The organism is Dokdonella sp., assembly GCF_036518555.1.
Classification (GTDB): Bacteria; Pseudomonadota; Gammaproteobacteria; order Xanthomonadales; family Rhodanobacteraceae; genus Dokdonella_A.
Window position 1 is genome coordinate 1 of sequence record NZ_DATDMY010000247.1, and the last position, 10,118, is coordinate 10,118.

12 protein-coding genes are annotated in these 10,118 nt (G+C 69.4%); 3 read left to right on the forward strand and 9 right to left on the reverse strand.

Annotated features, from left to right (window positions below; translation table 11 throughout):
- Together VI238_RS13495 and VI238_RS13500 are read left to right on the forward strand one after the other, a co-directional pair.
- Nucleotides 1-485, forward strand: a 485-nt coding sequence (locus VI238_RS13495) for a nitroreductase (RefSeq protein ID WP_331652208.1), incomplete at its 5' end; no start/stop codon positions are given.
- Nucleotides 486-489: 4 nt separating this feature from the next.
- Nucleotides 490-1,392 (forward strand): 5'-3' exonuclease, encoded by a 903-nt coding sequence (locus VI238_RS13500; protein WP_331652210.1) that lies wholly within the window; start codon nt 490-492, stop codon nt 1,390-1,392.
- Between the two features lie 222 nt (nt 1,393-1,614).
- On the opposite strand, the gene VI238_RS13505 is transcribed toward VI238_RS13500, so the two are convergent.
- The gene (locus tag VI238_RS13505; RefSeq protein WP_331652212.1) at nt 1,615-3,042 is read right to left on the reverse strand and encodes a hypothetical protein; all 1,428 of its coding nucleotides are present in this window, start codon (nt 3,040-3,042) and stop codon (nt 1,615-1,617) included.
- Between the two features lie 114 nt (nt 3,043-3,156).
- Here VI238_RS13505 and VI238_RS13510 point away from each other — a divergent pair, with 114 nt between their 5' ends.
- Nucleotides 3,157-3,693: an NUDIX hydrolase gene (locus VI238_RS13510; RefSeq protein WP_331652214.1), complete on the forward strand. Its 537-nt coding sequence runs from the start codon at nt 3,157-3,159 to the stop codon at nt 3,691-3,693.
- Nucleotides 3,694-3,828: 135 nt separating this feature from the next.
- On the opposite strand, the gene VI238_RS13515 is transcribed toward VI238_RS13510, so the two are convergent.
- The 8 genes from VI238_RS13515 to rsmD all read right to left on the reverse strand — a co-directional run bounded on the left by VI238_RS13515 (nt 3,829) and on the right by rsmD (nt 9,964).
- The gene (locus tag VI238_RS13515; RefSeq protein ID WP_331652216.1) at nt 3,829-4,227 is read right to left on the reverse strand and encodes an MAPEG family protein; all 399 of its coding nucleotides are present in this window, start codon (nt 4,225-4,227) and stop codon (nt 3,829-3,831) included.
- 124 nt (nt 4,228-4,351) lie between these two features.
- Nucleotides 4,352-5,050, reverse strand: a complete 699-nt coding sequence (locus tag VI238_RS13520; RefSeq protein ID WP_331652218.1) for a TMEM43 family protein — start codon at nt 5,048-5,050, stop codon at nt 4,352-4,354.
- A complete protein-coding gene (locus VI238_RS13525) occupies nt 5,050-5,913 on the reverse strand; it encodes an MBL fold metallo-hydrolase (RefSeq protein ID WP_331652220.1) in 864 nt (287 codons plus the stop codon). The genes VI238_RS13520 and VI238_RS13525 overlap by 1 nt, the downstream gene beginning before the upstream one ends.
- Nucleotides 5,914-6,074: 161 nt before the next feature.
- Nucleotides 6,075-7,760: a gamma-glutamyltransferase gene (gene ggt, locus VI238_RS13530; RefSeq protein ID WP_331652222.1), complete on the reverse strand. Its 1,686-nt coding sequence runs from the start codon at nt 7,758-7,760 to the stop codon at nt 6,075-6,077.
- 228 nt (nt 7,761-7,988) lie between these two features.
- A complete protein-coding gene (locus VI238_RS13535) occupies nt 7,989-8,234 on the reverse strand; it encodes a YfhL family 4Fe-4S dicluster ferredoxin (protein WP_331652223.1) in 246 nt (81 codons plus the stop codon).
- A gap of 84 nt (nt 8,235-8,318) precedes the next feature.
- Nucleotides 8,319-8,828: a hypothetical protein gene (locus tag VI238_RS13540; RefSeq protein ID WP_331652225.1), complete on the reverse strand. Its 510-nt coding sequence runs from the start codon at nt 8,826-8,828 to the stop codon at nt 8,319-8,321.
- 6 nt (nt 8,829-8,834) lie between these two features.
- Nucleotides 8,835-9,350: a pantetheine-phosphate adenylyltransferase gene (gene coaD, locus VI238_RS13545; protein ID WP_331652227.1), complete on the reverse strand. Its 516-nt coding sequence runs from the start codon at nt 9,348-9,350 to the stop codon at nt 8,835-8,837.
- A 23-nt stretch (nt 9,351-9,373) separates the two neighbouring features.
- A complete protein-coding gene (gene rsmD / locus VI238_RS13550) occupies nt 9,374-9,964 on the reverse strand; it encodes a 16S rRNA (guanine(966)-N(2))-methyltransferase RsmD (RefSeq protein ID WP_331652229.1) in 591 nt (196 codons plus the stop codon).
- Nucleotides 9,965-10,118 lie beyond the last annotated feature (154 nt).

Genomic DNA, 10,118 nt, shown 5'->3' on the forward strand with positions numbered 1-10,118 from the left:
TCGAACGCCTGTTGCAGGCCGCCGTGCGCGTGCCCGATCACGGCAAGCTCGTGCCGTGGCGCCTGCTCGCGATCCGCGGCGAGGCGCGCGCCCGGCTCGGTCGCAGCCTCGCCGAAATCCATGCCCGGCAGGAACCCGACGTGTCGCCGAGCGTGCTCGAGAAGGACCGCGAGCGCTTCAACGCCGCGCCGCTGATCGTCGCCGTGATCGCGCGCATCGAGGCCGACCACCCGAAGATTCCCGCGCAGGAGCAGCTGCTGTCGGCCGGATGCGTCGCCTACAACCTGCTGCTCGGCGCGCAGGCGCTCGGCTTCGGCGCGCAGTGGCTGACCGGCTGGGCCGCCTACGACGCGGACGTGGCCCGCCTGCTCGGTCTCGGCGCGAACGAGCGCGTCATCGCGTTCGTGCACGTCGGCACGGCGAAGGAAACTGCGCCCGAGCGCGCGCGCCCCGCGCTCGCCGACATCTGGTCGGAGTGGACCTGAGGCGATGGCCGACACCGTCCATCTCGTCGACGGCAGCCTCTACGTCTGCCGCGCATGGTTCGCGCAGGTGCCCGATGCGGAAGATGCGGACGGCCAACCCGTGCACGCGGTCCACGGCTTCGCGCGCTTCCTGCTCGACCTGCTCGAACGCGCGCGGCCGACGCATCTCGCGATCGCGTTCGACGAATCGCTCAACACCTCGTTCCGCAACGCGCTTTACCCTGCCTACAAGGCGAACCGGCCGGCCGCGCCGGCCGATCTGATGCGCCAGTTCGCCGGCTGCAAGGCGTTCGCCGCAGCGCTCGGCGCGACCGTGCTCGTCGACGACCAGTTCGAGGCCGACGACCTCATCGGCAGCGCGCTCGCGCGTCTGCGCGACGTCGGCTTCCGCGGCGTGATCGTGTCGGCCGACAAGGACTTCGCGCAGCTCATCGGCAGCGGCGACGAGCAATGGGATCCGCCGCGCAACCAGCGCTGGGACAGCGCGGGCGTGAAGTCGCGGCTCGGCGTGCATCCGCACCAGGTCGCGGATTATCTCGCGCTGACCGGCGACGCGATCGACAACATTCCCGGCGTGCCCGGCATCGGGGCGAAGACCGCGGCGATCCTCCTGCATCACTTCGGCACGCTCGATGCGCTGCTCGAACGCGCCGACGAGGTCGCGTTCCTGCGCACGCGCGGCGCGGCCGCCGCGTCGATGCGCCTGCGCGAACATGCGCAGACGGCACGCCTGTCGCGATCGCTGACCGGGATCGCGCTCGACGCACCGGTGCCCGCGAGCGCCGACGACTATCGCCGCAGGTTGCCGGATGAGGCGATCGACGAGCTGCTCGAGCGCCTGCGCTTCGGCCCGCTGACGCGTGCACGCGTGAGGGCCTTGCGCGAGCCGTCCACGCAATCCCGATGATCCGCCGGTGCGGCTCGACCCGCGCAGCCGCGAGTCCCGCCGCGTCCACCGCCCCCTGGCGGCTCGCGTAGGATCCGCTCCGGTCGCGCGCGGTTGCGCCATCCCCGCCGGGCCGCGTCGTCGATTCGCGTCGCCCGCGGCGGCACGCGCGTTGCGCGCGGCGCCCGACCGTCGGCGCCACGAACGGGCTTGACGCCGCCGACGCCCCCGCGCTCGCGTGCCTCAGTTCCCGGTGACCGACTGCGAGCCGCCGTCCACGTTCGAGAACACGCCGCTGCCCGGCTTCGAATCGCTGATCACGCTCGACGCCGGCGCGACCTTGGCGCTCGTCAGCGTCCCGCCGTCCCAGGCGAAGCGCAGGTCGGTCCTGAACACCTTGACCGGCTCGAGCTTGCGCTCGTCCTTCGGCGATCCGTAGCTGTCGTACGCATTCTTCTGGCTGTTCGCGACGAAATACAGCGAATCGCCCGCGACCGCGCCGTAGGTCGGGAGTTCGAACGCGGGATTGGCCGCATCCAGCGGCATCGCGGCGGTGACCGTCTTCATGTCGTCGGCCAGCGCGATGCGCATCACGCGTCGCGGCGACATACCGCTCTGGATCGCCACCAGCCGGTGGTCGTACCAGCTCAGGCCATCGATGCCGCCGAGGGCGAGCTTGGCCGGGTCGTACTTGAGGTCGAACGGCTTGCCTGCGGCGAGGTCCACGCCGAATATGCCGAGCGCGTAGTCGGCGAAGTAGAGCGTCTTGCCATCGTCGCTGAGCGCGAGGCCGCGCACGCTCGTCAGCTTCGGGTTGGCGACCATCGGCTTGAGCGCGCCGCCGTCGAGGCGGTAGATCACGTTGTGCAGGCCGTCCGCGGCGAACACGAGACCCTTGCGCGCGGCGAGGCTCGACAGCGTGTTCGGCTGCGCGCCGGACGGAAGCAGGTACTTCTCGAGCAGCTTGCCGTTCGAGAGGCGGAACTTGAACACGCCCGCCTGGCCGTAGTTCGCCTGGCTGAATCCCTTGAAGTAGAGCGATGCGGTACTCGCGACATAGAGCGCGTCGTCGTCGGCATCGACCGCCATGGCGTACACGCTCCAGAGGCCATCGGCGCCAGCCGCTATGAAATCGGTGAGCTTGCCGTCGGCGTCCGCGCGCATGATCGTGCCGTCGCGCACGCTGCCGACGAGCAGTTGCTTGCGCACCGGGTCCCAGGCGAGCGATTCGTAGAGATGGTCGCCCGCGGGGAGCGAGAAAGCGACCTTGCCCTCGCCGAATGGCTTGAGGTTCGTCTTGAGCCCGTCGGTGATGTAGGTCCAGACCTTGGTGCCGGAAATCTTCGCGAAATCGGCGTTCTCGGCGAGGTCGTAACCGTAGCCGACGCGCTGCATCCCGAGCAGGAGGTCGTAGGCCTTCGTCTTCTCGCCCTGGCGGGCGTACGTCGTCGCGAGCGCGAGCTTGAGTTCGCCGACATTGGGCTCGAACGCGGTGAGCCGCTCGAGCGTCCAGGCGAGGCGGTCGAGGTCGTCGCCCTGCTTGTACAGCGCAGCCGCGCGCAGCAGCGCGGCCGGCGATTGCATCTGGTCGATCTGCCCCTTCGACAGGTGCCTCGGGTCAAGACCCGCCCCCGCCTGCACCGCGGGCGCGGCCGCAGCGGTGCCGGCCACGAGGGCAAACGCGAAAGTGCATAGAATGCGGCGGATCATCATTCGATCGTTCCTCGTGGGGGGTCCGGCCATGGACCGCCAACCCGCTGAATAGTTTCAGGAAAGCCGCACACAATGACCGAAACGGAAACGCTTTGCAACGGAAAATGGCTGCGCCTCAAGCGCCGCGGCCGCTGGGAGTACGCCGAACGCACCAATCCGGGCGGCGGCGTCATGATCATCGCGGTGACGCCGGAGGACCGCATCCTGTTCGTCGAACAGTATCGTCCCGCGATCGAGTGCATGACGATCGAGATGCCGGCCGGCCTCGTCGGCGACGTCGCCAGCAGTGCCGACGAGAGCGCGGTCGACGCCGCGCACCGCGAACTCGTCGAGGAAACCGGCTACCGCGCCCGCCGCATCGACTTCCTCATGTCCGGGCCCACGTCGGCCGGCATGAGCAACGAGATCCTCGCCTTCGTGCTCGCGCGCGATCTCGAACGCGTCGACCAGGGCGGCGGCGACGAAACCGAAGAGATCACCGTGCACGAAGTCGCGCGCCACGAAGCGGCGGCATGGCTCGTCGAAAAGATCAACGCCGGCTACTCGATCGATCCTAAGATGTTCGCGGGCCTCTACATGCTCGATCACGCGACGCTCTTCGCACGCTGACGAAGAAGAGCGGGTCGTCGAAGCACGCGAGGCCGACGAAGCGAGGCGATCCAGGGGGGCATTGGCCGGGTCGATGCTCGCTTCGGCGTGCGCTGCGGGCGTCGCGTTCAAGGCGTCGCACTCGCTGCGGACGTCTCAGGCCATGGAAGCAAACGCAAGCCACTGCCAGAGCAGCAGAACGGCCATGACGCCCATCACGGTCCAGGTGAGGAAGGTGCCGCTGACGCGGCCGAAGCGGGAGAACGACGGGACCGACATGCCGAACGCGTGCAGCACGCGGCCGGCGATCAGCACGCAGCCGAACGCGTGCAGCCAGAGTGGCCGGGTCTGGTTCCATTCGAGCATGCCGAGCAGGATCAGCGCGAGCGGAAGGTTTTCGATCGCATTCGCGTGTGCGCGGATGCGCAGGAACATGTCGTCGTCGCCGCCGTCGCCGACGGAGATGCGCTTGCCGTGGCGGCCGAGCGACGTGCGCATGGCCAGCACGAGCACGAGCAGGGTCGCGAACGCGGCGTAGATTCCGGTGATGTGCATGGTCGGGCCCCTTGTGGTCGGCGGTCACGGTACACCGCCTCGTCGCGCTCGTCACATCGACGCGCGCGCACACGAGCTGGCCAGCCTCGCGGCGCGACCGCAGCCCGCCGCGATGCTCGCGCAATCAGCGCTCCGGCGCCCGCACGCGCCCGTCCTGCTGCACGCCGACGATGCGTCGTACACCGTCGGGCACGATGCGGTAGGCGACGCGCAGGTCGCCCGCGACGGGTCGCGCGGGGTCGCCCGTGCAGAGCGCGCCGTCGCAGTCGCGGAACGTCGCCGCGAGGTTCGGCGGCAGGCGCGCGATCGAAACCGGATACGCCTGCGGCGCCGCGCCTGCGGCGGCGAGGTTCGCATCGATCTCGAAGGCGCCGAGCCGCACGTCGGCCGCGGGGAACCGTTCGCTCGAGAACGGAAACGGCGTGTCGTTGCGATGGCCGGCGGGCTCACGGAACGCGCGCGAGTCGATGCGCTGCGATGACCATTCGAGCGCGTAACGGCACTGCGCACCCGCGCAATGCTCCTGCCATTGCAGCATCCGCACGTCGCGCAGCAGCACGACCGCCGCGGCCTCGATCGCGAACGCGTCGTCGCGCGCGGGGCGCGCGACGCGCAGCGGACCGTCGAGTTCGACCTCGCGGCCGTCGTTGCGCGGATCGACATGCGCGGGATTGGCGACAATCGGCTTTGGGGGCGCGGACGCGGGCGGGGTCGCACGCGGGTGGCGGTACAGCCACCACGCGCCCGCGCCGACCGCGACGACCACGGCCGCGACGAGCAACAGCGACGGCGCACTGCGGGAACGGCGCCCGCGCCGCGCCATCAGGCGGCCTCGCCGACGAGTTCGGCGACTTCGCCGCGGGTGCCGAAGCGCCCCTTGTCGTCGCGCGCCACGTGCGCGCAGGCGCAGCCGACGTCGTGCGTGAAGAACAGGCGCACGTCGCGCGCGAGCTTGTCCTCGAGGAACGCTCGCTTTTCGTCGATCAGCAGTTCCGGGTAGCGGTCGTAGCCCATCGTGATCGGCAGGTGTACCCACGGCCGGCCCGGAATCAGGTCGGCGCAGAAGACGATGCCGCCGGACGGCGTCGCGATTTCGGAAAGCATGAGGCCAGGCGTGTGGCCGTTCGAATAGGCGAAACGGACCTGCATGCCGAGCGTCAGCGAGTGCGTCCCCTGCACGCGTTCGAGCCGCCCCGAGGCTTCCAGCAGCGGCTGCAGCTCGGCAATGAACGAGGCGCGATCGCGCGGATGCGGACGGGTCGCGCGCTGCCAGCACTCCTCGCCGACGACGTAGGTCGCGTTCGGGAACAGCAGGCGCGGCGCCTTGCCCTCTTCCCAGGCCGCGAGCAGGCCGCCCGCATGGTCGAAGTGCAAGTGCGAGAGGACGACCGCGTCGATGTCCTCGTGGCCGAACCCGGCCGCTCGCAGCGAGTCGAGCAGCACGTGGCGATCCTCGACCACCCCGAAGCGCTCGCGCATCTTCGGCTCGAAGAACGCGCCGATGCCGGTCTCGAACAGCACGGTCTTGCCGTTCAGGCCTTCGACGAGCAGCGCGCGGCACGCGAGCGGGATGCGGTTGTCGGCGTCGGGCGCGATCCAGTGTTCCCACATCGCGCGCGGCACGTTGCCGAACATCGCGCCGCCGTCGAGCTTCTGCGAGTTGCCGAGGATGGACCAGAGTTTCATGCGCGCGCCGAACCTTGATGTGTGGATGCCACCGCGTTCACCTCTCCCGCACGCGGCAGAGGTCGACTCGCGCAGCGAATCGGGTGAGGGTAGACGAAGCGTACGCTCCGATCACCCCTCACCCCAACCCTCCCGCGAGCGGGAGAGGGGAACATCCCAACCTACTTGACGATGCCGCTGCCGGAATCACCGCGCGGATCCGAGCCCGCGTGCATCTCCCCGGTCTTGCGGTTCCAGCTCACGACGTTCATGAAACCGAACGGCCACGTGCCCGCGGCGACGTTGATCGTGTGCCCCATCGCCTCGAGCGCGGCCTTCTCCGCCGGCGTGAACGCACCCGCTTCCGCCTCGATCGCGTCGGGCATGTACTGGTGGTGGTAGCGGCGCAGCGCGACGATCTTCTCCGGGGTCTCGCCTTCGACGAACGCGAGGATGCCTTCGAGCACCATCGTGATGATGTAGCTGCCGCCGGGTGTGCCGATCACGCCGATGCGGTCCTTGCCGACGATGAAGCTCGGCGTCATCGACGACAGCGGGCGGCTGCCGGGCTTGGGCGCGTTGGCGTCGTTGCCGAGCAGGCCGTATGCATTCGGCTTGCCCGGGACGAGCGCGAAATCGTCCATCTCGTTGTTGAGCACGAAGCCGGTGCCCGCGACGACGAACTTCGAGCCGAGGGTCGTGTTGACCGTCTGCGTGCCGGAAACGAGGTTGCCGTCGCGGTCGATGATCGAGAAGTGCGAGGTATGCATGCTTTCCGGCGGCGCCATGTAACCGGGCAGCATGTCGCTCGGCGTCGCCTTGTCCGGATGGATCGACGCGCGCAGGCCGGCCGCGTAGAGCGGATGGGTGAGTTCGGCCACCGGCATCTTCACGAAATCCGGATCGCCGAGGTATTCGGCGCGATCACGGTACGCACGGCGCATCGCCTCCACCGTGAGATGCACGCGGTGCGCGCGATCGAGCTTGCCGAGATCGTAACCGCCGAGGATGTTGAGCATCTCGGCGAGCGCGATGCCGCCCGACGACGGCGGCGGTGCGGTGACGATGTGCCAATCGCGATACTCGAAGGTGATCGGCGCGCGTTCCTTGACTTCGTACTTCGCGAGGTCGTCCTCGGTCCAGCGCCCGCCCGCCTCACGCACGCCCGCGACGAGGCGCTTGGCGATGTCGCCGCGGTAGAAGCCGTCGTCGCCATCGCGCGCGATCGCCTCGAGCACGCGCGCGAGATCGGGCAGGCGCAAGATCCAGCCGTCCTTCGGCGCTGCACCGTCGACGAGGTAGAGCGCTGCCGACGCCGGCCAGCGCATCAGCGTGTCGCGCTGGCGCGCGATCGCGCGGATCGCGCGCGGATCGGGCTGGAAGCCGTCACGCGCGATGCGGATCGCCGGGGCAAGCGACTTCGACAAGGGTAGCTTGCCGTACTCCCTCGCGAGCTTGACCAGCACCGCCGGTTCGCCCGGGATCGCCGCGGAGAGCGGGCCGTTGAGCGCGTGGTCGCGATCGGGCTGGCCCTTCGCGTCGAGGTAATCCTTCGGATCGACCGCGGCCGGTGCGGTCTCGCGCGCGTCGAGCATGACTTCCTTGCCGTCGGACGCGCGCCGCAGCAGGAACAGTCCGCCGCCGCCGATGCCCGAACTCTGCGGCTCGACCACCGACAGCGTCGCCGCCACCGCGACTGCGGCATCGAACGCGTTGCCGCCCATCTCGAGCGCCTCGAAACCCGCCTGGGTCGCGAGCGTGTGCGCGCTCGCGATCGCCGCGTGGCTCGGCTTGTCGGCCGCGGACGCGCCTGCGCAGGCGATCGCGACGAGTGCGGCGAGGATGATCTGCTTCCAACGATGGTTCATGGAGTGTTCCTCGCCGGGGTATTGGATTTTGCGTCATTCCCGCGATTGCGGGCAAAGCGGCCGGCGTTGCGCGAGCGGCGGCACGCGCGATGCGCGTACCGCCCTGCGCCATTGCGGCGGTTCGCGGGCGGCCGCGCGCGAGCGATGGCATGCGCGATGGGCGGCACGCCTGTCGCGCGCCGCCGCATCACGCGACATCGACAACCATGCGGCGCGATCCACCGCGATTCAACCCGTCAGGCGTTCGAATTTCGCGAGCAGCGCTTCACGCGTTTCGGGGTGTTCCGGGTCGGAGATGATGCATTCGACCGGGCACACGATCACGCACTGCGGCTCGTCGTGGTGGCCGACGCATTCGGTGCAGAGTTCCGGCGCGATCTCGTAGAACTCGCTGCCGAGGCTGATCGCCTTGTTCGGACAGACCGGCTCGCAGACGTCGCAGTTGACGCACTGGTCCGTGATCTTGAGCGACATGGGTCGGGGTATCGGGAGGCGGGAATCGGGAAGAGCGTCCGCGTCGCGACGCGGCGATTCCCGATCCCCGTGTCGACTCCCTACCTACTTGGCTTCGACGAAGCGCACGTCCGCGCCGGTCGGGTCGAGCGCGAGCTTGACCGCGGCGCCTTCGGCCGTCGCTCCGACGAAGAGCACGACGACCTCCTTGAACGAGCCCGGCGTCGCGTCCTTGAACGCGTCGATGATGAGCGCCGAAGTCAGCTTCGAATCCGGGCCGCCGAACGCCATCATGTTGCCCGGAAGCACGCCGCGCGAAACCACGGTACGCACGTTCTCGAGCTGGTTGTTGCGATCGGCGACGGACGCTTCGTCGTCGCCGCCCGGCACGAAGTACATGTACGGGTGGTTGCTCTTCACGCCCTGCATGTTCGCGGTGACGACCGCGACCAGGTATTGCTTCCACGCGTTCTTGTCGGTCGGGTTGGCCGGCATCGGCGGGATCGCGGGCTTCTGCTCGGCGGCGGGCACGGCCGTCTGCTCGCCCGAGCTGCACGCACCGAGCGACAGCGTCGCGGCGACGGCGAGGGCTACGATCGGAAGAATCTTGCGCATGGGGATTTACCTCGTGGTTGTCGAATTCAGGTAGCGCGTGCGCAGCGCCTGTTGCACGACCGGATGGACGAATCCGGAAACATCGCCGCCGAGGCGCGCGATTTCGCGCACCAGCGAGGACGAGATGAAACTGTATTGCTCGGCCGGCGTGAGAAACAGCGTCTCGGCGGCCGGAATCAGGTGCCGGTTCATGCTTGCGAGCTGGAACTCGTACTCGAAGTCCGACACGGCGCGCAGCCCGCGCAGGATCACTCCGGCACCGATCTCCTCGACGAAATCGGCGAGCAGCGTCGAGAAGCCGCGCACCTCGACGTTCGCGAGGCCGCCGAGCGCGGTGCGCGCGAGGTCGATGCGCATCGCGAGGTCGAACGCGGGCATCTTGGTCGAGCTGTCCGCGACTGCGACGACGAGGCGGTCGAACAGCGGCGCCGCGCGGCTGGCGAGGTCGATGTGGCCATTCGTGATCGGATCGAAGGTGCCCGGATAGACCGCGATGCGCGCGCGCTGCTGCGTGGTAGGCATGGGCCGTCCCTGCGAAATGGCCGCTAGCTTAGCGGAACCGCCCCGGAGCGGCGATAGAGCGCGAAGCGGACCGCACCCGCGAAACCCTCGCGATGCGGCAGCCATGCGGGCGGCAGCTCGAAGCGCGCCTCGCGCGGCGACTCCACGTAGGCGAAGCCGCCATCGGCGAGCCAGCCGCCCTGCTCGATCGCGGCCGCTGCGCCCTGCCACAGTCCGGCATCGAATGGCGGGTCAAGGAAGACCAGGTCGTACGGCCGCGCCGCGCCCGTGAGCCAGCCGGCCGCGTCGGCATGCACGACTTCCGCGCCCTCGACGCGCAGCCGCACGACGTTGTCGGCGAGCGCGCGGCACAGCTCGCGGTCGCGCTCGATGAACGTGCAGGATCCGGCGCCGCGCGAGAGCGCCTCGATGCCGAGCGCGCCCGTGCCCGCGTAAAGGTCGAGGCAGCGCATGCCGGGCAGGTACGGCATGAGCCAGTTGAACAGCGTCTCGCGCACACGATCGGGGGTCGGGCGCAGCCCCTCGCGCACGGGCACTGCGAGGCGCGAGCCGCGCAGGCGGCCGGCGACGATGCGCACGGCGCCGTGCGCGGGTTTCGGGGGAGGATTGCGCATCGGCAGGTGGTGTAGACGCCCGGGTGCTAGCATTGTCGGCCCGCATTTTCGCCGAATTCGCCCGCGATGCTGAAGTTCTGGAAGAAGAAGCCGGCCGAGGACAAGGCCACGCCGCCCGCGCCCGCGCCCGGGACGCCCGAGGAAGCGGCTGTCG

Bases quoted from the DNA above. Each gene is read 5' to 3' on its own strand.
- rsmD (WP_331652229.1), bottom strand. From the start codon at position 9,964: ATGCGCAATCCTCCCCCGAAACCCGCGCACGGCGCCGTGCGCATCGTC.
- VI238_RS13520 (WP_331652218.1), bottom strand. From the start codon at position 5,050: ATGGCGCGGCGCGGGCGCCGTTCCCGCAGTGCGCCGTCGCTGTTGCTC.
- VI238_RS13525 (WP_331652220.1), bottom strand. From the start codon at position 5,913: ATGAAACTCTGGTCCATCCTCGGCAACTCGCAGAAGCTCGACGGCGGC.
- VI238_RS13500 (WP_331652210.1), top strand. From the start codon at position 490: ATGGCCGACACCGTCCATCTCGTCGACGGCAGCCTCTACGTCTGCCGC.
- coaD (WP_331652227.1), bottom strand. From the start codon at position 9,350: ATGCCTACCACGCAGCAGCGCGCGCGCATCGCGGTCTATCCGGGCACC.
- VI238_RS13535 (WP_331652223.1), bottom strand. From the start codon at position 8,234: ATGTCGCTCAAGATCACGGACCAGTGCGTCAACTGCGACGTCTGCGAG.
- ggt (WP_331652222.1), bottom strand. From the start codon at position 7,760: ATGAACCATCGTTGGAAGCAGATCATCCTCGCCGCACTCGTCGCGATC.
- VI238_RS13515 (WP_331652216.1), bottom strand. From the start codon at position 4,227: ATGCACATCACCGGAATCTACGCCGCGTTCGCGACCCTGCTCGTGCTC.
- VI238_RS13540 (WP_331652225.1), bottom strand. From the start codon at position 8,828: ATGCGCAAGATTCTTCCGATCGTAGCCCTCGCCGTCGCCGCGACGCTG.
- VI238_RS13510 (WP_331652214.1), top strand. From the start codon at position 3,157: ATGACCGAAACGGAAACGCTTTGCAACGGAAAATGGCTGCGCCTCAAG.